26 protein-coding genes are annotated in these 24,901 nt (G+C 59.1%); 20 read left to right on the plus strand and 6 right to left on the minus strand.

The annotated features are described in order from the left end of the window. The 4 genes from NF876_RS34795 to NF876_RS34810 form a co-directional block, all read left to right on the plus strand. Window positions 1–1,759, plus strand: a 1,759-nt coding sequence (locus NF876_RS34795) for a hybrid sensor histidine kinase/response regulator (RefSeq protein ID WP_262272685.1), incomplete at its 5' end; no start/stop codon positions are given. 2 nt (window positions 1,760–1,761) lie between these two features. After that, window positions 1,762–2,250, plus strand: coding sequence for a chemotaxis protein CheW (locus NF876_RS34800; protein ID WP_173950042.1), 489 nt, complete (start codon window positions 1,762–1,764; stop codon window positions 2,248–2,250). 50 nt (window positions 2,251–2,300) lie between these two features. Continuing rightward, a complete protein-coding gene (locus NF876_RS34805) occupies window positions 2,301–2,684 on the plus strand; it encodes a response regulator (RefSeq protein WP_173950043.1) in 384 nt (127 codons plus the stop codon). An 18-nt stretch (window positions 2,685–2,702) separates the two neighbouring features. Beyond that, window positions 2,703–3,404: a protein phosphatase CheZ gene (locus tag NF876_RS34810; protein ID WP_173950044.1), complete on the plus strand. Its 702-nt coding sequence runs from the start codon at window positions 2,703–2,705 to the stop codon at window positions 3,402–3,404. 117 nt (window positions 3,405–3,521) lie between these two features. Here the strand turns inward: NF876_RS34810 and NF876_RS34815 are convergent, their stop codons facing one another. From NF876_RS34815 to NF876_RS43690, 3 genes are all read right to left on the minus strand, one after another. Beyond that, entirely contained in the window at window positions 3,522–6,281 is a 2,760-nt protein-coding gene (locus tag NF876_RS34815; protein WP_210812805.1) for a heparinase II/III domain-containing protein, read from the minus strand. Between the two features lie 165 nt (window positions 6,282–6,446). Next, window positions 6,447–7,067, minus strand: coding sequence for a response regulator FixJ (gene fixJ / locus NF876_RS34820; protein ID WP_173950046.1), 621 nt, complete (start codon window positions 7,065–7,067; stop codon window positions 6,447–6,449). Next, complete coding sequence (locus NF876_RS43690; protein WP_210812804.1) at window positions 7,033–9,699, minus strand: PAS domain-containing sensor histidine kinase; 2,667 nt, start codon at window positions 9,697–9,699, stop codon at window positions 7,033–7,035. Before NF876_RS43690 ends, fixJ begins: the two co-directional genes overlap by 35 nt. Before the next feature lie 466 nt (window positions 9,700–10,165). On the opposite strand from NF876_RS43690, the gene flgB reads away from it, so the two are divergent. From flgB to NF876_RS34910, 16 genes are all read left to right on the plus strand, one after another. After that, the gene (gene flgB, locus NF876_RS34835; RefSeq protein ID WP_173950048.1) at window positions 10,166–10,552 is read left to right on the plus strand and encodes a flagellar basal body rod protein FlgB; all 387 of its coding nucleotides are present in this window, start codon (window positions 10,166–10,168) and stop codon (window positions 10,550–10,552) included. Next, on the plus strand, window positions 10,552–10,968 hold the full coding sequence (gene flgC / locus NF876_RS34840) for a flagellar basal body rod protein FlgC (RefSeq protein ID WP_173950049.1): 417 nt from the start codon (window positions 10,552–10,554) through the stop codon (window positions 10,966–10,968). Before flgB ends, flgC begins: the two co-directional genes overlap by 1 nt. 1 nt (window position 10,969) lies before the next feature. Continuing rightward, complete coding sequence (gene fliE / locus NF876_RS34845) at window positions 10,970–11,299, plus strand: flagellar hook-basal body complex protein FliE (protein WP_173950050.1); 330 nt, start codon at window positions 10,970–10,972, stop codon at window positions 11,297–11,299. A gap of 10 nt (window positions 11,300–11,309) precedes the next feature. Beyond that, entirely contained in the window at window positions 11,310–12,098 is a 789-nt protein-coding gene (gene flgG / locus NF876_RS34850; protein ID WP_173950051.1) for a flagellar basal-body rod protein FlgG, read from the plus strand. 24 nt (window positions 12,099–12,122) lie between these two features. Beyond that, entirely contained in the window at window positions 12,123–12,584 is a 462-nt protein-coding gene (gene flgA, locus NF876_RS34855) for a flagellar basal body P-ring formation chaperone FlgA (RefSeq protein ID WP_173950052.1), read from the plus strand. Then, entirely contained in the window at window positions 12,584–13,684 is a 1,101-nt protein-coding gene (gene flgI / locus NF876_RS34860; protein ID WP_210812803.1) for a flagellar basal body P-ring protein FlgI, read from the plus strand. Before flgA ends, flgI begins: the two co-directional genes overlap by 1 nt. A gap of 32 nt (window positions 13,685–13,716) precedes the next feature. Continuing rightward, window positions 13,717–14,196, plus strand: coding sequence for a MotE family protein (locus NF876_RS34865; protein ID WP_371823236.1), 480 nt, complete (start codon window positions 13,717–13,719; stop codon window positions 14,194–14,196). Continuing rightward, window positions 14,193–14,891: a flagellar basal body L-ring protein FlgH gene (gene flgH / locus NF876_RS34870; RefSeq protein ID WP_173950055.1), complete on the plus strand. Its 699-nt coding sequence runs from the start codon at window positions 14,193–14,195 to the stop codon at window positions 14,889–14,891. Before NF876_RS34865 ends, flgH begins: the two co-directional genes overlap by 4 nt. Window positions 14,892–14,915: 24 nt before the next feature. Further along, entirely contained in the window at window positions 14,916–15,425 is a 510-nt protein-coding gene (locus NF876_RS34875) for a flagellar basal body-associated FliL family protein (protein ID WP_210812801.1), read from the plus strand. Between the two features lie 67 nt (window positions 15,426–15,492). Beyond that, on the plus strand, window positions 15,493–16,230 hold the full coding sequence (gene fliP, locus NF876_RS34880; protein ID WP_173950057.1) for a flagellar type III secretion system pore protein FliP: 738 nt from the start codon (window positions 15,493–15,495) through the stop codon (window positions 16,228–16,230). A gap of 117 nt (window positions 16,231–16,347) precedes the next feature. Beyond that, entirely contained in the window at window positions 16,348–17,985 is a 1,638-nt protein-coding gene (gene fliF / locus NF876_RS34885) for a flagellar basal-body MS-ring/collar protein FliF (protein ID WP_173950058.1), read from the plus strand. After that, window positions 17,985–18,629, plus strand: a complete 645-nt coding sequence (locus NF876_RS34890) for a hypothetical protein (protein ID WP_210812800.1) — start codon at window positions 17,985–17,987, stop codon at window positions 18,627–18,629. Before fliF ends, NF876_RS34890 begins: the two co-directional genes overlap by 1 nt. A 6-nt stretch (window positions 18,630–18,635) precedes the next feature. Next, entirely contained in the window at window positions 18,636–19,871 is a 1,236-nt protein-coding gene (locus NF876_RS34895) for a MotB family protein (RefSeq protein ID WP_210812799.1), read from the plus strand. Window positions 19,872–19,876: 5 nt separating this feature from the next. Beyond that, the gene (locus tag NF876_RS34900) at window positions 19,877–21,133 is read left to right on the plus strand and encodes a MotC family chemotaxis protein (protein ID WP_262272686.1); all 1,257 of its coding nucleotides are present in this window, start codon (window positions 19,877–19,879) and stop codon (window positions 21,131–21,133) included. Window positions 21,134–21,789: 656 nt separating this feature from the next. Continuing rightward, on the plus strand, window positions 21,790–22,530 hold the full coding sequence (fliK, locus tag NF876_RS34905; RefSeq protein ID WP_210812797.1) for a flagellar hook-length control protein FliK: 741 nt from the start codon (window positions 21,790–21,792) through the stop codon (window positions 22,528–22,530). Then, window positions 22,484–23,098, plus strand: coding sequence for a lytic transglycosylase domain-containing protein (locus NF876_RS34910; RefSeq protein WP_210812796.1), 615 nt, complete (start codon window positions 22,484–22,486; stop codon window positions 23,096–23,098). The genes fliK and NF876_RS34910 overlap by 47 nt, the downstream gene beginning before the upstream one ends. Before the next feature lie 95 nt (window positions 23,099–23,193). Here the strand turns inward: NF876_RS34910 and NF876_RS34915 are convergent, their stop codons facing one another. From NF876_RS34915 to NF876_RS34925, 3 genes are all read right to left on the minus strand, one after another. Then, complete coding sequence (locus NF876_RS34915; RefSeq protein WP_173950064.1) at window positions 23,194–23,880, minus strand: AprI/Inh family metalloprotease inhibitor; 687 nt, start codon at window positions 23,878–23,880, stop codon at window positions 23,194–23,196. A 35-nt stretch (window positions 23,881–23,915) separates the two neighbouring features. After that, on the minus strand, window positions 23,916–24,419 hold the full coding sequence (locus NF876_RS34920) for a BspJ family T4SS effector nucleomodulin (protein WP_262265612.1): 504 nt from the start codon (window positions 24,417–24,419) through the stop codon (window positions 23,916–23,918). Further along, on the minus strand, window positions 24,416–24,901 hold a 486-nt coding region (locus NF876_RS34925; protein WP_262272687.1), incomplete at its 5' end, for an EscU/YscU/HrcU family type III secretion system export apparatus switch protein. The genes NF876_RS34920 and NF876_RS34925, both read right to left, overlap by 4 nt.

Here is a 24,901-nt window from a genome sequence, read left to right on the forward strand (position 1 = left end):
CGTGATGCAGGGGGCTGACACCGAGCTCGATCGGCAGGTGCTCGAGGTCATCAAAGATCCTCTCACCCATATGGTCCGCAATTCGGCCGACCACGGCATCGAGAGCCCGGCGGATCGAAAAGTTGCCGGAAAGCCTGAGAAGGGAACGATCCGCCTCAATGCCTATCACGAGGGCGGGTCAATCACGATCGAAATTTCCGATGACGGCAAGGGCCTGAACTTTGCCGCCATCCGGAAGAAGGCTGTTGAACGAGGCATCGCCGGCGATTCCGAAGTGGAGCGCATGAGCGATGCTCAAGTGGCCAAGTTCATCTTCCATCCTGGCTTCTCGACAGCGGCGAAAGTCACCTCTGTGTCGGGACGCGGCGTTGGCATGGACGTCGTCAAGACGAACATCGAGCTGATTGGCGGCACCGTCGATATCCGTTCCGAGCAGGGACGCGGGACAACATTCACGATCAAAATTCCGCTAACTCTGGCCATCGTCGCGGCGCTCATCGTGGCATCGAAGGACCAGCGCTTCGCAATCCCCCAGGTTGCCGTCTCCGAGCTCGTCAGAGTATCGCCGTCGTCCGAGCACTCGATCGAACGCATCAACGGGACTCCGATCCTCCGCCTGCGGGACCGGCTCTTGCCGATCGTTCCGCTCTCGAAGGTCATGGGCCTGTCCGGAAACGAGGACGTCAATAACGGCTTCGTCGTCGTGACGCAGGTCGCCCATCAGCGCTTTGGCATCCTTGTCGATGGTGTCTTCCATACTGAAGAGATCGTCGTAAAGCCGATGTCGTCCAAGTTGCGGCATATCCAGCTCTTCTCCGGCAACACCATCCTGGGCGATGGCGCCGTCGTTCTCATCATCGATCCAAACGGTCTCGCACGGATGGTCGGCTCGGGCGCCGACAGCAATGAGTTCCAGAGCGATGCCGGACTCGAGCAAACGATCGCGGCGGCGGATGAATTGACAAGTCTGCTTGTCTTCCGCGGCGGTGGAGAAAGCCTCAAGGCGGTTCCGCTCTCTCTCGTAACCCGTCTGGAGGAAATTGACGCCTCGACCATCGAGTGGTCCAGCGGGCGCCCGGTCGTCCAGTATCGCGGGCGTTTGATGCCGCTGGTCTCGTGCGATGATGAGCTGGCCATCAAACGACAGGGGATGCAATCTCTGCTGGTCTTCTCCGATGGCGAGGTCTCTATGGGCTTGGCTGTCGCCGAGATCGTGGACATCGTCGAAGATAAACTTGACGTGGAACTGCTTGCTGAGCGGTCCGACCTGGTTGGATCCGCTGTCGTCCGTGGTCGTACGACCGAGATCGTCAACATTGCACATTACCTCCCGATGGTGCTTGAAACGTGGGCCCGTAAAGACCGGCGCGGCGGACCTGACAAATCCCTGCTCCTCGTCGACAGCTCGACGTTCTTCCGTGACATGCTTGTCCCGGTCCTCAAGGCGTCAGGCTACAGGGTTCAAACGGCCTCGACGGCCCAGGAGGCAGTTCGCCTCCTATCGAACGGGTTGCAGGTCGATGTGATCGTGACCGATCTGGAGCTCTCCGGACACTCAGGTTTTGCATTGGTTGCTTCGCTGCGAGCCGATCCGCATCACAGTTCGACCCCTGTCATCGGGATGACTGTCAAACCTGACGCGCAGCAGATCGCCCTGGCGAGGAAACTGCGCATTTCGGAGATCGTTTCGAAAATCGACAGGCGGGGACTTCTCTCCGCCCTGGCAGAGCTGAACGCATCGCTTGAAGAGGCTGCATAAGAATGAAACCGATTGACCCAATTGCATCCGGTGCAATCAAGAGTACCTCCAAGCAGATGGAATTCGTGACGGTCACGGTCGCTGGGCAGCTGCTCGGCCTGCCGATAAGCCGTGTTCACGATGTTTTCGTCGTCAGCGAAATGACGACTGTTCCGTTGGCTCCCGGCGAGATCGCAGGTCTTTTGAACCTGCGCGGCCGCGTCGTGACTGCGGTTTCTCTCCGCCGACGCCTCGGCCTGGGAGACTCGACCGGAGTTGAACGGCGCATGGCGGTCGGGCTCGAAAACCATGGAGAGGCTTACGGCCTCCTTGTGGACGAGGTCGGCGAGGTTCTTAAGCTCGATCCAGACGAGATGCAGCCCAATCCTGTTCACATGGACCGGGGCTGGGTCGGTCTATCGCAGGGAGTTCATCAGCTGCACGACAAGCTCCTGATTGTTCTGGATGTTGATGCTGTTCTGGCGTTCGAAACCGAGCGGGAAGCTGCATGAGCGGTTTCGGGACCCTATCGCGTCTCTGCGCTTTCTAAGGATGTAATATCGTGAGTCTCGACCTTTCTACTCCTGTCCTTGTCGTCGACGATTACCAGACGATGGTCAGAATTCTCCGGAACCTTCTCAAGCAGATCGGTTTCAACGATGTGGACGACGCCTCAGACGGGCAGGCTGCTCTCGAAAAGCTGAGGGTCAAGAAATACGGGCTCGTCATCTCGGATTGGAACATGGCCCCCATGACGGGCTACGAACTGCTTCAACAGGTGCGGTCCGATGCAGAGCTAAGCTCGTTGCCATTTATCATGGTCACTGCCGAGGCGAAGACCGAGAACGTCGTCGCCGCGAAAAAGGCGGGCGTCAACAATTACATCGTCAAGCCGTTCAACGCGGATACGCTGCGGACGAAGATCAGCGCCGTGTTCGGCGGATAAGTGATCACGAGCAAGGCCATGAAGTTACATAAGAGCTATCGTATCGAAGCGAGCATGGGTGCGCTGCCTCACGATGAGGGAGTACACGAGCGGCATTCCGAAATCATGAGTTTGCTCGGCACGATCAGGGAGTCGATCGTTCCAGCACGCGACATTTCCGCCTCGCTGCTTGAGGAGCATCGGCGGGACATGCAGGAGGCTCTTCGCCTGAAGGTGGAACTCGACTCCATCTATGAGGCCATCAACCGTACCAAGAGGGAAATCGCGACTCTTCGCTATGCCGGTGCACAAGGCCAAGAGATCAACAGGGTGACAGACGAACTCGGTGCGATCGTCCTCGGCACTGAGACTGCAACCAACTCAATTCTCGCGGCCGCCGAGAAAATCGACGATCTGTCCAGCAACCTGTCATCGCGCCTGAGTGGCGGCGATCAGGAGATTGCTCGCGAAATCCTGGATCATGTCATCAGCATCTTCGAGGCTTGCAATTTCCAGGACATAACCGGCCAACGCATCAGCAAGGTCGTAAATGCGATGCGATTCGTGGAAGAGCGCGTCCATCACATGATTGACATCTGGGGTGGTCTCGAAAGCTTCAAGGATGTCGAAACCATAGACGACTCGAACCGAAAGGGAGAGGCAGCTCTACTGAACGGTCCCGCACTCGCGACTGACAAGGGTGTGACGTCTCAGGATGCCATCGACGCACTCTTCGATTAGTCGAAGCCTCGTTCCTCGGTCGATGCCCGGGCACCAAAGCCCGGGCATTGCCAGCTGCCCTATGGTGTTCGGCGACTGAGGCAATGAAGAGGTTGCCTGGCCTCATGCCTCACAGGGTCACGCGAGCAAGCTGCGGACTTCCTGCTCAGCCAACAGATCCAGGATTCGGCGAAGCCCCTGGTCGCTGATGGTAAGGATCATCCCTCCGCAGACCTCGCCGGAGCCGGAGAATTTGTAGGTGAGGACATTGGCTGGTTGAAGTCCTCCCGACGGATGCGAAAGGAAACCCTGCAGAGAACTCGGGCGATCGTTGCAGCCATTCTGGATCCTCATTCCACTGTGCTGACCTGTGATTTCGTGCGGGATCATGCGCAGCCGGCTCTTGTCGCGAAAGCCGATCGCCAGGTTTGCATTCGCGAGTGCAACCGCGATTCCTTCTGCAAAGTGAAAATGCCCGTCAAACGACAGGTTCTCCCCAGAGCTGCGGAAGCGGTCGAAGATAGCCACCGCATCGAGGTTATCCAGGCACATAATGGTCCGGGTATGCTCGAACCTTGGTCCAAACACATTCGTACCGATTCGGATGACATTCACGTTGTCGAATGTTGTTCTGGACTCGACCCAACCATGTCCGGAGGACTGGTTGCAGCCTTCCGGGATTGCGATGTTGTGAGCTGCCGGCGACACGAGGTAGTGGCGTGTTGGACCTGCGTGATTGTGACTTGAGCCACCGGGGTCCGTAATCCATCGCACGCCGCGGGCGGCATAGACAAAGGACGAGCAATCGAAGTGACCATTCTCGTGGCGTTGCTCGCCGAATGATGCGCAAAGGTAGCTCCAGTGTGGCTTGTGCTCGTAATTTCTGAAGACGACGACGCCGTCCGCCTCCGCGACAAAGATCCGTGGACCTGGCGGGTAGGATAACTCTGCTGCCAATTCCGGGTCCGAGAGCAGCGATCGTCCGTACTTGGAAATCAGTCGACGCAGCCAAGATGCGTGATGGTAGCCGCGAGGAGCTTCGCCGAGGGGAGGGAGCATGCCGGCCGGATCCGTGATGCCGACGATGGTTCTAAGACCGCGCTTCAATCGGGCTTCAAGGCTGTCCTGGAACTCCTTGCCTTCTGGAATTTTTCTTAGACTCTCGACCAGAAGCAATCCGGCAGACATGATCTCGAGCCGGTTATGAAGCGACTGCTCGATCGATGATCCATCATGGTTGATCAGTTGATCGAATCCGCTGCGGAGCTGTGAAAGTGCGACGGACTTCCAGTATGAAGCCATCGGGAAGAGGGGAGTTGCCTCGGCGATGGCAAGCAATGCACAGGCCGTCCGCAGCTGAGTATCCGATGCCGGGAAAATGTTCTGGCTCAGGATCTCCGAAAGGGCGAAGCCATATCTCATGGTTTCTGCGAGGAGAATGTTCTGTCGCCTGTCACCTTTGCGGCGGCGGGATTCCGGGGCCAATGCGACCAGCCGCAAGAATACCTCAGCCCGAGTTGCCATCGAGAGGGGATAGGTGCTCAACGGGTCTCGCGAATGCCCCCAGGGATTCGACTGTATCCATGCAAGTGCGAGATCCACCCCCCTTGTCGATCCACCCGCTGCCGGACTCCTGGCAAGATCGAGGAGCCACGAAAGCGACTGAAACTCCAGGCGCCACGATGAGGAATGATAAGGATCTTCCGTCCACTCGAAAACGTCGGGGATGGGCCACGGCTCCTGGCCCCCGAGAGCGAGGCGATTGTCGATGATCGTCGGCTCTTCGCCGTGCTGCACAGCCTTGAGACGATCGTGAAAAGTCATTGGCGAGGTCAGGCGCTCCGCATCGCCAAACCAATCGACTGGCCCCACGGGCGCTTTGCGGGTCTCCAAGCCAGGGAGGCCTCCAAGGCGGTTGCGCACCGCCTCGAGGAAGTCGAGTGGATCGGACCTGTCTTCCTCAAGAATGTTCTCAAGAAGAAGGTCTTCACCTGCTGTAACTTCAAGAGGTGTTACGAGGCTGATCGCAGCCTCATCCCTCCAAGCTTGGAAGCCGAGTTCGACCAAGGCCGCTCCAGCAGGAGGATTCAGCTCAAGCGTAAAACGCCTCGTCTGCCGATGGACCGGAATGTCGATATAGGCATCAATGATGGAAGACGATGAAACTCCCTCGTAGGGCGGTTTCAACTCATTCCCCTGTGCGTCCCGGAAAACGACACGCGCCAGAGCGCCGTCGCCTTCCGGGCCATGGTTGACGAGTTGCCCCCGCACGAAAAGCGGGTGACCCGGAACGATTCCATATCTTTGCCAGCGCGGCGTCGTGCTTAAGCCCCACCATGGACGACGTGACGCCGGGACGGTCGAGCCGCCGACAGGAGCTTCGCTATTTGCTTCCTGATTGTCAGATGCCGACTGAGCCTTTTGCTCGATTCGAAGATTGCTGATCGTAAACGGATGCGAGTTGCGCCAACTGCGTATCGTGACGGTGAGACGCTTTGCCGGTGCTGGGATGAAGAAACGAAATCCGACGAGCGCTGAATGAGAATGCTCGCTGGACCGATCATAGAACGCTGGTCCTGCTACATGATAGCTGTGAGGATCGATCTGGCTTCTTGATAACCCTGGAACATAAGCGAACTCGATGCTCGATCCATCTTCGGTCAGGAAATCAAAACCGACTGCTGCGAAATCCTGAACGGCCCTGCTCGTTTCTTCCTGATGCCAAGCAATGAGGAAGTTGAGCTCGCACCACGCGTCATTGGAAACGTCTCTGAACTCATAAACGGCGCGGGACCAGCGATTATGATTTGCAACGACTTGGATGTCGTCGCCGGGATTTGCTGAACCTTCTGCAGCCTGATCGCGAGGAACCGGCAGAATGCGTGTAACTTCAGGCATGCAGATACCAAAGCCTTATCGTAAAACCTTGCTGAGTGCGATTGCTGTGCGACGACCGGACATTCGGAACCGGACTGAAGAACGGGCAATGACGAGAGAGCCTGTTCGCTGCGCTGATTCCAGGATCTCGATGGACGCTTGCCGTGTTCATCCGGACGCAGATATCTAGTTTCCAGTTGCGACTTCGAGAAACAGCGCCATGCGGATCAGCTCGGAGAGACTTTTCGCTTCCATCTTCGACATCACATTGGAGCGGTGGATTTCCACGGTGCGGATGCTGATGTTCAGCTCATGGGCAATCATCTTGTTGGCTTTTCCAGCAACGAGGCCGTCGAGCACCTGGCGCTCCCGTTGCGACAGCGATTGCAGACGAGCCTGCGTCCGAAGCAGTTCCTGGTTCTTACGGACGCTCTTCTCGTCGCATACCAGAGCGAAGCGCACGACCTCCAGAAACCGGTCTTCCCGGAAGGGCTTCTCGAGGAAGTCGATCGCACCTGCTTTCATCGCCTCGACGGCAAGAGGAATGTCGGCATGACCCGTCATAACGACGACCGGAACATTGAGCCCGCGACTGTGGAGACGCCGGATGAACTCCAGACCATCGACGCCAGGCATCCGAACATCTGTAACGATACAGCATCGGCCTGGATCTTGAACCTCGTCGAGAAACGATTTCGCGGAGTCGTAAAGACGAACGTTCAGGCCAGCCGATACCAGCAGAAACGAGAGAGCTTTGCGAACTCCAACGTCATCATCCACCACATACACGATCGGCGTGTTCGACACTGGCCATGTCCTCCTTGTCGACAGTTCTAAGAGTGAAATGGAAGGTTGTTCCCTCGCCGGGGGTTGATTCCGCCCAGATCTTGCCCCCGTGCGACTCGACAATCGTTCGGCTGATCGAGAGGCCGACCCCCATGCCACTCTGTTTCGTGGTCGTAAACGGCTTGAACAGGTTCTTCAAGATCTCCGGCGCAATACCCGATCCGGTGTCCTGAACGCTGATTTGAACGAGAGATTCGGAGTGTAGGGCTCTGGCCCTGATCGTCAGCTCACGCAGGCTCACGTCCTGCATCGCTTCAATGGCGTTGCGGATGAGATTGAGCAGAACCTGCTGGATCTGGACACGGTTCACGAAGACCAGCGGGTTTTCGGACGGGAAATCAAACTCGACCTTGATCTCCTTCTCCTTGGCTCCCACCAAAGCCAAGGCGCTGGCTTCCTCGACAAGTCGCTGCAAACCTTCAATCTGGTGTTCACTGCCTCCCCGAGCGACGAACTCGCGCAACTGCCGGATGACCTCGCCCGCGCGTAAAGCCTCTTCGGCCGCTTCATTCACAGCATGCCGGACAAGAGCAACCTTGTCGCCCTCGATGTTACTCAGGATCATCCCACAGCCTTTGAGATAGCTAGTGATGGCCGTCAGAGGTTGATTGATTTCATGGGCCAGCGTCGATCCCATCTCACCCAATGCTGTGAAACGGGACATATAGGCAAGCTCGGATTGCAGTTCCTGCATCCTTGTCTCGGTCCTTTGGCGCTCGGTCAGGTCACGAATGAAGGCCGTGAAAAAACGCTCACCATCGGCTTCCATCTCGCCAACCTGAACTTCCATGGGAAAGGTCGAGCCGTCCTTTCGCTGAGCCACGGCCACACGGCCGCTCCCGATGATGCGGCGCTCTCCTGTATCACGGTACCGACGGATGTAGCCATCATGCTGCTCCCTGTAGGGGAGGGGCATCAAAAATTTGACACTTGTTCCGATGACTTCTTCCGGACGGTAGCCAAACATGCGGACAGCCGTGGCACTGAAGGAGCGGATGATGCCGCTCTCATCGGCAACGATCATGGCATCCGGAACGGTCTCAAGAATGGATCTCAGGTGAGCCTCTCTCGTTCGTAGCCGCTCCTCGCTGGACAGCAGGGCATTCTCCGCAAGCTTGCGCTCCGTGATGTCCTGGATCGTACCGATCTTACGAACAGGCCGGCCATTCTCATCGATCATCGTGCGACCGATGGCTGTGACCCAGCGCTCGTTCCCCGTATCGGCACGAATGACCCGGAAGGTGCCGCTATAGGTCAAGCTGGTGTCAGGTCCACTGCCATAGAAAGTCGTTTCCATTTGCACGCGGTCGTCCGGGTGAACACAGCCGAGAACAACGTCGCGGGTGATTTCGGCATCTGGTGGCAAGCCCAAGATCTGGCACGCCTCCGGTGTCCATTGACGCCGGCCGGTGACAAGGTCTTGGTCCCAGATGCCGAGAGCCGTCGTTTCAATGGCCAAGCGTAAGCGTTCCTCGCTGCTGCGAAGCTTCATTTCCGCGAGCCGCTGGTCATGGATGTCAGTAACCGTGCCGACCCACTCGACGACATGTCCATCTTCATTCAGAAGCGGGACGGCTCTCATCAGCACCCATCGATACATCCCATCCGAATGTCGAACACGATATTCGAAGACGCGTGGCTCGTCCGAGGTCCGAACCACCTGCCATTGGCTTTGCAACTTCTCCCGATCATCTGGGTGGACGGCCTCCAGGAACCCGTAGCCGGTGTAATCCCCCTTGGCTTGACCGCTGAATGCTTCCCAACCCCACACCTTCGTGATCAAACCGTCCGTCGTTGCGCGCCAGACAATGGCGGCACTCGCTTCGATCAGAGCCCGATACTGCTCCTCGCTTCGACGAAGTCGCTCGGCTGCTGCCCTCTGTTCATGAATGTCAGCGACCGTACCAACCCATTCCTGCACGACGCCATCGAGATCCCGAAGGGGAACGGCTCTCGTCAGAACCCAGCGATACTCGCCGTTCGGCTCACCGACACGATACTCGATCGTGCCGGCTTTCTCGGATGCAAGCGTCTCCAGCCAAGCCGACGTGACGCGTGCGCGATCCTCAGGGTGGACATTCTCAAGCCAGGCAAAATCCGTGAGGTCGTTCAGGAATTGGCCGTCAGGGGCTCCCCAACCTAAGGCCCCGTCAATGATCGAACCAGTTGGTGAGGCTCGCCAGACCACTGCCGCGCTTGCTTCGATGAGAGCTCGGTATCGCTCCTCCTGAGTTCTCAGAGCCGCTTCTGCGGCCATGAAGCGGCTGACATCACGGGATGTCAGGACATAGTTACATATGTTCCCGGATCCGTCCTCGACAGCGTCGATGGTTATCCTGCAAAGGAGATGGCCACCTCTCTTGGTCGTGCAGCGGGCCTGATCTCCATAATGTCCGAGTTTCTTGGCTACTCGGAAGCCTTCAAGCGCCTTGTCTCGGCTGACTGCATCGGGCGGGTACAATATCGAAAAGTGTCGCCCCAGAGCCTCCAGAGACGCCCAGCCATAGATATGCTCCGCACCCTGATTCCAGGATACGATATTCCCTGTCATATCCAGTGTGATCAGAGCAAAGTCGCGAATCGAATGCAGCACGCGATCAGCATCCGCAATCGGTCGCACCTCTCGACCTGAGCGCGTATCGAATCCGCTTGTTAACGCAGAATTATGAGTCATTACCCCCCAACCCATGTGCTGCGTTGCATGCAGGAACGAAGTCTAGCGGCGCAGAAGCGCCGTGACTAGTAATAGTGATATGCCCGTTCGGCAATGAAAGTCATCGGTGCGATGACACGAATGCCGCGTCATCAGCAATCGAAAAAGCACAGGACGCTGTTGCGACATTATCGCGCCGGCGTCTCAAGAACCGCTCTCCGTTGTAAAGTTACAACGTGCAACAACAGTCAGTTCGGTTGTCGCACTCTTTGAGAAGCCATGGTCGGCTCCTTCGGAATTCGGACTGAAACCATGGACTCAAGGAACTGTCGTCACGCCGGCAAGTCAGCCTCATGCAAGGTTGGAAGGTTAAACGCCTCTTTACAATACTTGCCTGGAGACCTCTGTGACGGCACCTGTCTATCTGTTCGACTTGGCATCGCGACAGGCCCAGTGGCTAGCCGCTCGCCAAACGACTATTTCCGGAAACGTTGCCAACGCCAACACTCCCGGCTACCGCGCGAGGGATGTCGAGCCGTTCGCCGACGTTCTGGATAAAACCAAACTGGCGATGGCCGCAACGAATACCAGTCATATTGGCTTTACTCCCTCCAAGGCGGAAGCCAGCAAAGTCAAGAAGGCCGACAGCTGGGACACGGTTTATTCCAAGAATTCCGTCAGCGTCGAGCAGGAACTGATCAAGGCCGGTGAGGTCAATCGGCAGCATTCACTGAACACAAGCATCGTCAAGTCATTCCACAGAATGCTGATGTCGAGCGTGAGGACTTCGTAATGATCGATCCCCTGGTTGCATCAGGCAAATTATCGAGCTCGGGTCTGGAGGCGCAGTCTGCCCGCCTCCGTGTGATCTCCGAGAACATCGCGAATGCCCAATCCACCGGCCGCACGCCGGGGGCGGATCCCTATACCCGCAAGACCATCACCTTCAAGTCCGAACTCGACCGCACTCTTGGAGCGGCCTCGGTCACGGTCAAAGACGTGGGGCAGGATGAGTCCGCGTTTCCGGTCGAGTACGATCCGGGCAACCCAGCTGCGGATGAGAACGGCATGGTCAAAAAGCCCAACGTCAACATGCTGATCGAGATGGCGGACATGAGGGAGGCCAATCGATCCTATCAGGCAAACCTGCAGATGATGAAGCAGGCCAGAGCCATGATCTCTGCAACAATCGATCTCATGAGAGGCTGATATGGTCAGTGCAGTTTCCTCAATCTCCTCGATGATCGACCGTCCCGCGGCGGTCGCTGCGATCCCCACCTTCGGGGCGCCCCCGGCCGCGGGAGCGGTGTCAGGCGCGTCCCAGGCAAGCTTCAGCGAAACGATGGCTCAAGTGGCGACCTCGGCGGTCGATACCATGAAGGCTGGCGAGGCCGCATCCATCGCCGGGATCCAAGGCAAAGCCTCGGTGCAGCAAGTCGTTGAAGCCGTCATGTCGGCCGAGCAGACCCTTCAGACGGCCATTGCCATCCGCGACAAGGTGGTTGCGGCATATCAAGAAATTGCCCGGATGGCGATTTAAGGAGATTCAGATGAGAGCGCTCGCAATCGCTGCAACAGGCATGAATGCACAGCAGCTGAATGTCGAAGTCATTGCAAACAATATCTCAAACGTGAACACCACCGCCTTCAAAGGAGCTCGGGCTGAGTTTACGGATCTGCTCTATCAAACCGAGCGTTCCCAAGCCATTCCGAACCAGGCAGGCTCAAGCCCGGTGCCGGAGGGAGCAATGCTGGGCCTTGGCGTGAAGACCGCAGCTATCCGTAATCTGCATCGGCAGGGATCGCTGACGAATACGTCGAACCAGTTTGATCTCGCCCTCAACGGCCGCGGCTGGTTTCAGGTCAATGCCCCCAGCGGGGAAATCGTCTATACGCGAGCGGGATCGTTCAACAAGAACGGTGACGGGCAGCTCGTCACTCTCGACGGCTACACGCTTAACCCCCCGATCATTATTCCCGCGAACACGCTCGACGTCACCATCAACGAGTCCGGCGAGGTCTTCGCTAAGATCGACGGACAGGCCCAGCCGCAGAATCTTGGTCAGCTGACGCTTGCGAACTTTGCCAACGACGCCGGCCTGGAGCCGATCGGCAGCAATTACTATCGCGAGACCCTGGCGTCCGGCGCGCCGGCGACCGGCATTCCGTCCGATCCCGGTTTTGGCAAGATCCATCAGGGCTACCTTGAGGCTTCCAACGTTGATCCCATCAAGGAAATCACCAACCTGATCTCGGCCCAGCGCGCCTTCGAAATGAATTCGAAGGTGATCCAGGCTGCCGACGATATGGCGGGGACGGTTTCCAAGGGGATCCGCTAAGACAGGCGGCCGGGTGATAGTCTCATGAAGCATCTCTTCCACATCGCACTTTCGGTAGCCACCCTGGTTTCGGCGGGATCTCGGGCTGCCTTAGCTGAAGAGCGTATCCTCCCGGTGCCTTCAATCACGATCTATGCCGGCGACACGATCACCGAGTCGATGCTCAAGGATCGAACGTTTCCCGAAAACTATCGCTATCGGACGGCCGTCATTGAATCTCCCCGGGTCCTTGCAGGTAAGATGGCCCGCCGAACTCTTCTCCCTGGGGAGCCTATTCCGATGAATGCCGTCGACGATCCGAAGCTCGTAACACGGGGTGTTCAAACCCAGATCGTTTTCGAAGAAGGCGGCCTGGCGATCATGGGAACCGGGATCCCGCTGCAATCGGGAACCTTGGGAGAGACGATCCAGGTCAAGAACGTCGACAGCGGCCGAATCATTACCGGCCGGGTCCAGCCCGACGGTCGAGTCCGAATCGGATTTTGATGATGCTACGCTCGATTCTTTTCCTTCTCGCTGTTCTCGTCTCCTTCCAGAGCCACGCTGCGACGCGCATTAAGGACGTGGCGGCCGTTCAGGGCGTGCGCGACAACCAGCTGATTGGCTATGGCCTCGTGATGGGTCTCCAGGGCACCGGCGATACGCTTCGCAATTCCCAATTCACGGAACAATCGCTGCAATCGATGCTGGACCGGATGGGCGTCAATGTCCGTGATATCAACCTGCGCACCCGCAACGTTGCGGCAGTCATCGTTACGGCCGACCTTCCTCCGTTCGTGGGCGCAGGATCCCGCATTGATGTGACGGTTACATCAATGGGGGATGCAACGTCCCTGAAGGGGGGCACTCTGATGCTCACGGCCCTGCAGGGTGGAGACGGACAGGTCTATGCCGTCGCCCAAGGAGCCATCGCCGTATCCGGTTTCTCCGCACAGGGCCAAGCGGAGACGCTGACTTCAGGGGTCGCGACCGCAGGGCGCATCCCGAACGGCGCCCTGATCGAGCGGGAAGTCCAAGGCGGGTTCAACACTGTCGGGCCGATGGCCTTCGAACTCAAAAACCCCGATTACAAGACCGCGACTCTCATCACCGATGCTATCAACCAATATGCCCAGCAGCGGTATGGTACGCGCGTCGCGTCCCCTCGCGACTTCCGGACCGTCGTACTGCAGAAGCCGAAGAACGTCGCAGCGACACGGTTCATTGCTGAACTGGGGGATCTCGAGATCAGACCGGACACGCCGGCCCGGATCGTTGTGGATCAACGGACCGGAACGGTCGTGATCGGAAAGAATGTCCAGATCTCCACAGTGGCGATCACGCATGGTGCTTTGACGATCCGCGTGACGGAAACTCCGGAGGTATCGCAGCCGGACCCATTCTCGATGGGCCAGACTGTCGTCGTACCTCGCACCCAGATCACGGCCGCGGAGGAGAGGGTGCCCCTTGCCATCGTACGAGGAGCGGATCTGCAGACTCTCGTCAAAGGCCTCAATCAGATGGGTCTCAAGCCTTCCGACGTCATCGCTATTCTCCAGGCCGTGAAGACGGCTGGGGCACTGCAAGCAGAACTGGTGATCCAATGACCGAATCGACGATCATCAAGGCGTTTCAGCCGATGGCGCTCGCCGCCTGCATGCTCGCCGGAGCAGCACTCTATCAGGCAGCCTGGGCGCAGGACGCGAAGCCGAATGCCAAGAACAACCAGTACTGCGCCAACATTGCCGATGCCGCGTCGGACGCTCGCTTTGCACTTCAGAAGCAGGCGCTCGCCGACATGGAGAAGGAGATCGAGAGCCGCATCAAGGTTCTGGAATCCAAGCGCGCCGAATACGAAGAGTGGCTCAGGCGCCGTAACGAAGTTCTAGAGAAGGCCGATGAGACCATCGTCCTGATCTATTCGCGCATGCGCCCCGATGCCGCTGCATTGCAGCTCACCAACATGGATGAGGAAATCGCTGCGGCCGTCATCGCCAAGCTCAATCCACGGGTGGCAAGCGCCGTCCTGAACGAAATGGAACCTGGACGGGCGGCTCAATTGGCTAATGTCATCACCGATGCCCCGAAGCGGGACAAGAACACCGTGAGGCAGAATTGAAACACATCATCTTGATTGTCGGCCTGTGTTTCCTCGGTGCCTGCGCAACGAGGCCCGAGGAAATTGGACGTGAGCCGGTCATGACACCCGTCGGTTCGGGAATCGCGGTCGACCGTGAGCCGCTTCCTCATCTGTTCAAGGCGGGCGGCAGGTCTGCGGCGAACTCGACCTGGAGCAATGCCAGCGCGGATCTCTTTACGAGTCCGCGAGCCAGGCAGGTCGGCGATATTGTCACGGTGAACATCCAGATCGACGATAAGGCCGAGTTCGACAATGCGAGCGATCGGTCAAGGAAGTCCTCGATCAGCGCCGGGCTGGATTACGCCTTCTCGTTCAAGGGATGGAACGCCGATGGAACCGGGGATTTCGGTGTCGACTCCTCGTCCTCGTCGAATGGGCAGGGCACGATCGACAGGTCCGAGAAGCTGCGCCTTTCCGTCGCTGCGGTCGTCAACGAGGTCCTGCCGAACGGAAATGTCGTGATCAGTGGATCTCAGGAAGTGCGCGTCAACTATGAGCTCCGCATCCTGAACATTGCCGGCATCGTGCGCCCGCGAGACATCTCGCCGAAGAATACGATCAGCTACGACAAGATTGCCGAGGCTCGGGTGTCCTATGGCGGCCGTGGACGCCTGATGGAAGTCCAGCAGCCCGCCTATGGACAGCAGATCTATGATGTCGTGGCGCCCTTCTAGACAGATCATCAAGACGAGAGAAGAATGGCCAAGGCCCTAGAACTTCCAGCGCCTTCCGGAAGCGCGCCGAGCAAAGAAGGATCGCTCCGATGGCTCCTGACGCTCGGCCTCCTGACGCTCCTGTCGGCCGCCATCGGTGGCGGATTCGGCTTGGTGATGGTGTCCGGCATCGAAAAGCAGGTTGAGGAAAAATATAAGGCCCTGCCGCACAAGGCGGAAGTCGTCAGCCCCTACACAGGAAACATCGCAGTCAAGAAGCTCGCCCCAGTCGTCACCAACCTCGCCGGTTCGGAGACCGACTGGGTCCGGATCGAGGCGTCCATTGTCTACCAGCCGGGCGGTGACCATAACCCCGATATTCTTGTCGCCGAGGCCCGGCAGGACATGTTGTCCTATATCCGCACGATGTCATTGGCTCAGATCCAGGGCCCCAGCGGTCTTCTCCATCTGCGTGAAGACCTCAACGAACGCGCGAGACTGCGTTCGAAGGGAGCCATCCGGGAGCTGGTGCTCGAAACATTGATCGTTCAGTAATTTGCCGACATTGCTGCGCTCGCCCGCTCCCGGGTGACTGCCATCTGATTTCCTGAAAGATATAGTGATGCTCCGTCGTTTCATATTCGCCATAACGTTCCTCCTGGCGGCAACGAGCGCCCACGCTCAGATCGCAGGTCTGGAGGCCCTCCTTCCGCCTGGCGACGGCGCCGTCAGCGGCCGAATCATCCAGCTCGTCGTCCTCTTGACCGTGCTGTCCCTGGCGCCAGGTCTGCTGATCATGGTGACCAGCTTCACCCGGTTCGTGGTCGCCTTCTCGTTCCTGCGCTCGGGTCTGGGCCTCCAGAGCACACCTGCCAACATATTCCTGATCAGCCTGTCCCTCTTCATGACCTTTTTCGTCATGGGGCCGACCTTCGACCGGGCCTGGAATGACGGAGTCAGGCCTTTGACGGAAAACCGCATCTCGGAAGCGGAGGCATTCACCAAGACGACGGAGCCCTTCCGCGACTTCATGCTGACCCATGTGCGCCCCAAGGATCTCCAGATGTTCAGCGATCTGGCTGCCGTCAATTATCCCAAGCCCGCCGAGGGTGAGAAGATCGACCTCCGAATCCTCATTCCCGCTTTCATGATCTCCGAGCTCCGGCGCGGTTTCGAGATCGGCTTCCTGATCGCATTGCCGTTTCTCGTGATCGACATGATCGTAGCAACACTGGTCATGTCGATGGGCATGATGATGATGCCTCCGACGGTTCTGGCTCTTCCGTTCAAAATCCTGTTCTTTGTCCTCATCGACGGCTGGAACATCCTCGTGAGCGGCTTGGTGCGCTCCTATTTCTGATCCCCGCCCGACTTCGCAGGACATAAATCCGCGCTGCGAGGCAAGGCTGGCAACCTTCGCACAAGGTTAACGAAGCACAAGTGATCTCGACACCTCTTATCAGTACCGAGATCCTCTATGCCTGGTCGTCAACACGCCGAAAGATTATGGAGTAGTTTAATGCTGCTGGGCGCGCGTCGCCTGGCTGCCTTAGCCGCAATCGGTCTTGCGGTTTTCCTGTCCGTGGGTATCGGCACCTATTACCTCAGCCGGCCTGCCCAAGAGACGCTCTACACGGGCCTTGACCGTGAGGATGTAGGACGCATGGGAGCTGTCCTGAAGGATGCCGGTATACCCTTCGACGTGAGCGCCGATGGAACGGCTCTCCTCGTCAGCTACGGCAATACAGCGCAGGCTCGGATGCTGCTGGCCGAGAAAGGGCTGCCGCACAGTACCAAGTCCGGTTACGAGCTCTTCAACGACCTCGGCTCGCTCGGGCTGACCTCCTTCATGCAGGAGGTCACCAAAGTGCGAGCCCTTGAAGGAGAGCTTGCCCGCACGATCCAGGGCATGAAGGGTATCAAGGCCGCGCGAGTTCATATTGTTCTGCCAGATCGTGGCTCGTTCCGCCGCGAGCAGCAGCCGCCATCCGCCTCCGTGGTCATCCGGACCGTACCGGCGGACGACGCATCGTCGGCTCAGGCGATCAGGCATCTCGTCGCCGCCGCCATTCCAGGCATGGCTGTCGACAAGGTCACCGTCATGAACACGGAGGGGACTCTCCTGATGTCCGGAGACGATGCGGCCAATGCATCGACCGGCAAAATGGCTCGCCTCGAGAAGAGCGTTGGTCTGGAAATCCAGGACAATGTGCGTCGCACCCTGGCTCCCTACCTCGGGACCGGCAACTTCGAAGTCAGCGTGGCTGCGCGCCTGAGCACGGACAAGATCAGCACGAATGAAACGATCTTCAATCCGGAGTCGAAAGTCGAGCGCTCCACCCGCACCATCAAGGAGACGGAAGTTTCGCAGAACAAGAGCGGCCAGAAGCCGACCACTGTTCAGCAGAATCTTCCCGAAGAGAATGTTCGGAGCGAGTCGGGCGACAGCTCGAGCGAAGACAACCAGCGCCGCGAAGAGCTGACGAACTACGAGATCTCCTCGAAGACAATCCAGACGATCAGCGACGGATATCAGATCAAGAACCTGTCCGTGGCCGTCCTGGTCAACAAATCCCGGATCGCATCGCTGCTGGGCGAGAATGCGACCCCGGCCGAAATGGATGCCAAGGTTGCGGAAATCGAGCAGCTCGTGTCCTCTGCTGCAGGATTCAGCAAACCTCGCGGCGATCAGATCAAGGTTGCTGCCGTCAGCTTCGTCGACGACAGCGGAATGCTTCAGCCCGTCCCTGGCCCGTCGCTTGCAGAGATCCTGATGCGTCAGTTCGGGACGGTCGTCAACGCACTGACCATCCTGGCCTTGTGCGCGATGATGATCTGGTTCGGACTGCGCCCGGCCGTTCGCATGCTCATGGCCCGTCACCAAGCCGAACTCGAGCTCCAGCGTGAGCAGGCGGCGGCACTGGCCGCGGCAGAGGCGGAGGAGGCTCTCGAGGCGAGCAAGGAGACTGCTCTGCAAATTGCATCCGATCTCGATGAACAGAATCTCATCGAGATGCCGAGGACTCCGCAGCGCAAGCTCGAGCAGATCATCGAACTGAGTGAGGAACAGGCTGCAGCCGTTCTCAAACAATGGCTCGGGCGGGAGGCTGCGTAATGGCCGGAACGCTAGCCAGCCTCTTGGCGGATTTCTCAAGTCCGGCCGCCGGCGACGTCTCGGGCATCAGCCTCTTGCGGACCGCGAAAGTAGCGCCCGAACCGGCTCTCGAACCGCAGCAGCCCGCTGTGGATCGACAGGCGGAGCTCGTGAGATCGGTAGAGGCAAGGATCAGAGCCGAGGAGAAAGAGACGGCCCGCAGGATGCTCGAGGATGCCATCGCGGCCGAGCGGGCCCGCCATGCAGAGCATATGGACGCTCAGCGAGCCCTCTGGACGGAGCAGCAGGCTCAGCAGCTGTCAGCTCGGATCTCAGAGGCGATCGACCACATCGATCTGAGCGTCTCGGAGCGGGTTGCAAATGTCCTCAGGCCCTTCGTATCGGAGGCCTATCGCCAGCAGACTCTCGCCGAGTTCAAGGATGTGCTCGCAGCCTTGCTCGCCGGGCGAGGTGAGAGGCTTTTGACGATCTCGGGACCGGACGATCTCCTTTCCGCCATGAAGCCCCATCTCGAAAGCTATGGAAGCTCGATCGAATTTGTTCCGAGCGACCAAATCGAGGTCAGCGCGACCGCGCAAGACACATTCGTTCAAACGCAGTTGAGTTCCTGGGCCTCGCGGCTGGCCCAGACGTTAGAGAGCTGATGACCGATGGCGAGTTCAGATAAGCAGGAGATCGTCATCGTTCGTCGGAACGATGACAGCGAGGATGTCGTCAAGGGAGGCGCCTGGAAGATCGCTCATGCGGACTTCATGACGGCCATGATGGCGTTCTTCCTCGTGATGTGGCTTATCAGCCTGACCGACGAGGAGACGCGAAGCGGTGTCGCCAACTACTTCAATCCCGTTCAACTGGCCCAGTCGACTCCAAACAAGAAAGGGCTCGACGATCCGCAGACTGTGCCGCCCGACAACGAAACGGACAATACGAAGGACGGCAAGGAGAGGGGAAGCGGCGAGGGAACGGGAGGAAAGTCGCACCAGCTGCGAAAGCCCCGCTTCAAAGAGGGCGCGCTCTTCCAGGATCCCTATGCCGTTCTTGCCAAGATCGCCGACGAGGTCGAAGTGAACCCCCATGACACACTGGGTGCGGACGTCACCCCGGGCGAGAGCGATGTGCCGGGCCTCAAGGCGGGCGAGGCTTTTAGGGATCCCTTCGACCCGCTCTACTGGCAAGTGGCTCCGGTTGACGAGCTGAAGACTGACACGCCTTCAAAGCCGGGCACCGCAGCTCCGGCTCCTTCGAAGGCCGTCATGGATGCGGTTGCGGCTTTGAGCCAGAAGCCCGCCACGGGCGGCCGCCCTGATTCCAAGACTACCGCCAAGCCATCGGCGTCAAACGAGGGAAGCGATATGCAGGCGAACGGGACCGCTTCCGACCCGGGAGCTCAGGCCTCCGATAGCGATGCCAGCGCAGCAACGGCCGCGGACATGAAGGCTGCTGAACTGAAACGAGAGATCCTCAAGGCCGTACAACCATCGAAGGATGCGACACCGCAGCCGCATATCGAGGTTCGCCGGACCGGCGCGGGAACTCTGATCAGCCTGACCGATGACTTCGACTTCACGATGTTTGCCGTCGGCTCGGCCGAACCGCATGCAAAGGTCGTGCGGGCCATGGCCGAGATTGCGAGGATCCTGCAGTCCCGTCCGGGCAAAATCGTGATTCGCGGTCATACGGATGCTCGTCCGTTCAAGTCTGCCACCTACGACAACTGGCGGCTGTCCCAGGCGCGAGCTCAGATGGCGCTGTACATGCTTGTTCGAGGTGGGCTGAGCGAGCGCAGGATCGTGCGGGTCGAGGGGCATGCGGATCGGGATCCCAAAGTTCCGAATAATCCGAATGCCGATCAGAATCGCCGCGTCGAGATCCTTCTGCAGGAGTGATCCCGTTGAAACGTCTTTCACTGCCCCTCATTGCGATCTCCTGGCTCTTCGCAGCCGATGCGGCAATGGGTGAGAACGTGGCCCTATCCGAGGCGACAGTCGAACAGAGTGCACCGTCCTCGACGGTTCCCAGTCCGGTGCAGCTCGTGCGAACGCTGCATCTGATGCAGGATCAGATTGCGATAGGCTCCACGGAGGCCCATCTCGGGCAACGCGGTCTGCTGGAAATTCTGGACACCAGATTCATGAATCTGGAACCCGAAACCTGGCAGTCGGGCAAGAATGTCCGAGCGGCAGTGTCTTTCGTCCTGAGTGGCGGAAATCCCGGCATCCTGAGAAAGCTCCTGGATCTGGGCTCCGCAGCGATCACAGAGAACGACAGGCCCTTGATCGAGGGCGCGCTCGCCTATGTCGAGGGCAGGGAGGAGGCCGCGCAGAACTCACTCGTGTCCCTGGATCCTCATTCCCTTCCGCCCACCCTCGGGGCGCAGCTGGCACTCGTGCAGGCAGCGCTCATGGTCCGGAAGAACGTTGCGAAATCGGACGAGCTACTGGATTTTGTCCGGCTCCAGGCACCCGGCACGCTCCTTGAGGAGGCGGCCCTGCGCAGGCAAGTCTTTGTGGCAAGTCAGACGAACAACATGGCGAAGTTCCAGTCGCTCGCGACTGACTATCTGCGGCGCTACCGGCATTCGATCTATGCCGGCAACTTCCGACAGCGATTGGCTTCAGCGCTCACGCGGGTCGATTTCGGAAAGGAAGCCTCCCGGTTTGACGGCGCGGTTGCGATGATGTCGGAACTCGAGCCAGACGCACGGCGCGACCTCTATCTCTTGGCAGCGCGATCGTCCATCGAACAGGGATTCACGACCTCGGCCCGGATGATGGCGGATAAGGCACAGGAACTGGTAGGATCGGACAAGGTCAGTGCTGCAAGAGCAAATCTCTACCGGGCAGCATCGTTGATCACGTCACCTCAAGCTATCGATGGTGCCGTCAATGATCTTCATGGCATTGATCAGTCCCTTCTTGCGGAGAGCGACGTCGACCTGCTGAAATCCGCCCTCGCGATGGCTGCCGAGATACGCAAAGTACCCGAAGTTCGATCCGCGCAGGGAGGAGCAACGAAGCCGATACAGGCCACGCTCACTGTCGAAGGATCGCAGGCCAGTCCTGATTCCGCGCAAGGGCTGGAAAAGCTTCAGGCGCTATCTAAGGCACGTGACGCCTTAAGTCGCGTCGATAGACTGATCAAGAATTAAGCGTGTAAGAGCCCATGAGCCGATTAGATCTATTATCGCAGGCAACACCTAGGCTTGTGGACGCCCAGTCGCGCAATCCAGCCACCGTCATGGATGCACAGGACGGTGCTGGAACCGCTCAGTCATCCGACTTCGCCTCACTGCTGGACGGGTTCTCTGGTCGTCCGCAGCGAGAGGGACTGGTGATCTCCGAAGAGACTGGGCTCTCAAACAGCGAGCCGGACAAGGCTGATTCCGAAGTGAATGCGGGAACCGACCCGCTACAGGCGCTCCTTCCTGAGGTAACGACCAGCGGTAACTCTACGGGCAGTCCGGTTCTTCCGTCTGGAATTCCCGCGATGTCGCTTCTCGAGAGCATCCTTCCCCGGATACTGGCGAGAACAGCCGCGGAAGGACATCCCGACGCGGGGCAGCCAGGTGCATCGTCTGCATCCCCCTATCTTGCAATGTCGCCACAAGAGACGGACGAGCTGAGCTCGACGACAACGGGATCCGCGCCAAAGCTCTCGATCTCCGTTCAGAACCAGGAAACACATTTCAGACCTATCGTTGAAGGACTGAACGATGCTTCGCTCGAGGCAGAAGCCGCAGCGCCTCGCGAAGAGCTCGATCTCACCACGGGCGCTCCGCTGATCGGGAAGTCCAAGGGGTCAGCTGTGAAGAGCCCGCACCCGGACGCCACTGCAGGAGCCGCCCAAGGTTCGAGCGGTCTGACCGGCGCAGTGAATGCCGCCAAAGGGCAAGAGGACGACGTCGTCAGACGCGTATCCTTCGATCGTGCTCCCGATCATGCCGAGCTGCAGAAGCAGTCGTCCATCGGAGCGGCGAAAGCCGAGGCTCCGTCTCTCCCGCCCTCGACGCTTCAGCATCTCGCCAAGTCCATCGTCGATGACGCCAAGAGCGTGTCGGAACCCCAAGCACCAACTTTCCAACAGAACGGATTGAACCGGGTCGCCACCGCGAGAGCGTCTGCTGGCGTCCTGCGGGTCCTGGATCTTCAGCTGAAGCCGGCGGAGCTCGGCCTGGTGACGATCAGGATGCGGCTTGCCGGCGACAGCATCGAGATGGAAATCCAGGCCCAGAACGACGAAACCGTAGACCTTCTGCGCCATGACGCGGAGAAGCTGTCGAACCTCCTGAGAGCGTCCGGCTACCGTCCCGACGTGATCACCATTCAATCCACCGAAGCTTCCTCCCATGACCGCGCCTCGTTCCAACGTCCTCCTCAAGGCAATCAGACACAAGGACAGTCTTTTGACCAAGGTGCGGGAGCAGGGCAGGGCAATTCACCCCGTCACCAGGATAACCGCCATGCCGGTGGCAGGCTGGACCTCCCTAAGGACGGGAAAGATGCGTCGAGCCCTGGCAGCAGCCGTACTGGCGGGATCTACCTTTAGTCCGGGTGCTGTGCTGCCCGCCCTCGCGCAGTCACCGTCCGGCCTGTGTGAGCGGGAGATGATGCGAGCCGCGTCCAAGTACGGGGTCCCGTTGGGCATGCTCTACTCCGTCGGCCTCACCGAAACGGGGCGGCGCGGCAGCCTGCAGCCCTATGCCATGAACGTTGAAGGAAAGGCTGTCTTCTCGAACACCGCGGCCGAGGCGACGCAACGCTTCGAGGAAGCCAGCCGAGGTGGAGCGAGGCTCATCGATCTTGGCTGCATGCAGATCAACCATCTCTACCACCGCGAGAATTTCCCGTCGCTTGAGAGCATGTTGAACCCACGCACCAACGTCGAGTACGCCGCACGCTTTCTGCGCGAACTCAAGGCACGGCACGAGACATGGACGATGGCCGTCGCCCGCTATCATGCCGGGCCAAACAATGACCCGGCCCAAAAGCGCTACGTGTGCCGGGTGATCGCCAATATGGTGGCGACCGGATTCGGTCAATGGACGCCCGGAGCCCGGACCTTCTGTGCGGATGCCCCGGGCCTGAGCGCCGGACAGACCGCCTCAGACGGCTGATGCGCCGAGCCTCCCTTATCAAGGCGTCCTGTCATACAACCTCGGACACCAGACCGACAATTGTGCCGATGCGGGCCCCTGCCCTCGCACTGGCGCTAACGCGTCATGCGGATTTCGGAGCCGGTACCATTCAAGTGTCCGGCAAGTGCGGCCTCGGCTCCCGCCAACCGGGCAACCGGCTGGCCGCGTGAGAAGAGGATCACCTGGTTGTCACGGAAACTCCAGCCATTGACACTTCGCATGCCCTCGTGGGCGCATCCTTGCGTCGATGCCCTGTAAAGATCCAGGGATGGGACGCTCGACAGCTGCACCTTGCAGGTGGATGCGTCGACACTGGCCTTCCAGGCGCCCGCGTAGGAAGAGGCGCGCTGCGGAGCGGCGAAAACCCCTGGTGGACTGGACGTGGAACCGGCAGAACTTTGGCCGGTCGAGACAGGAGCGCTGCTCGATGGAGCCGGCTCCACCGGAACCGGGCTGCCGGAGGGCTCCAGGGTGCCAACGACCGGCGCCGAGGCAGGAGGGTCCATATCGATTTCGAGTTGAACGTCTTGAGACCGTGCCGGACGCACGACATCGAGCTCCGGAATCCTGGTCGCGACCGTGGCAGGCTCGGCGACCGCATAATAGGCTGGCCCGACGGCCTGTCGGCTCCAGGGCGCAGAATATTCCGGGTAGGTCGTGCGGCCGCGCGCCGTGCCCCACGGCCCGTGATCATACGACGCCCCCGTTCCGTTGCAGGCCGAGATCGTGCCTGCCACCGTCAGCAGAATTGTCGTCGTCAAGACTTTGCGCTGCATCGCACTGGGATCAGCCATGGTCAATGGCGCAACGCGCCGGCAGGGCAATAGGAGGACTTGAACCGGGCCGGCAGGGGCCTCAGGCGGGCGGACGAGAGAATCCTCTCGAAAGATGATGGGTTGAAGTCGGATTGGCAGATCGCCGTGTCCAGAAGCACTTCGCTGATTTGGACTCCGATGTCGTAGTTGCCGAAAATGATCTTGAAGAAGACGGTGACCGAGTCGTGCACGAACTCCATGTCGAGAACGACATGCCTTGCATCTTCCCGTTCGGCACTGACATGGGCGACGTAACCATATGACAGTGTCTCACCCTTGAAGTAGAGTTCCGCGGAGGATGTTACCATCTCGTCCATGTTGCCGTGCAGCTGATTGTCTGCATAAAAGCGGATGATCTCAGCGTCCGTCAGGCAGAAATCAGCGATGACGTCCTTAATATTGCACGCCAAAACCTCCTCGAAGGCTTGCATATCCCAATGCTCTCTCAGCGGAGCCGCAACTTCGACGGTGCGAAGGCTTCTCATTTAGACCTCGTGAGGATGTAGAATAGAATCTGGGCGACGGCCTTGTAGAAGTCGGGAGGAATCATTCGGTCGACTTCGACATGGTCGTACATGGACCTTGCCAGAGGCTTGTCTTCAATGACCGGGATGCCGCTATTCTCGGCAATCTCGCGGATTTTCAAGGCGATGAGATCCTTGCCCTTCGCGACGACAATCGGGGCGCTGGCTTCACTGCGTTCGTAGCGCATGGCAATCGCGAAGTGGGTCGGATTGGCGATCACGAACGTCGCCTTTGGCACCGCCGCCAGCATCCGCTTGCGGCTTCGGTCCTGCGCCAGGGAGCGCATCCGTGCCTTGACCATCGGATCGCCCTCCATCTGCTTGTACTCTTCCTTAACCTCCTGCTTGGTCATCTTCAGATCACTGTGCCACTTGAACCGAGCCCAGAGCAGGTCGGCGGCAACAAGGACGATCGTCGCGATGGCGATGGCCGAGACAAGACG

This window comes from Microvirga yunnanensis, assembly GCF_025460875.1.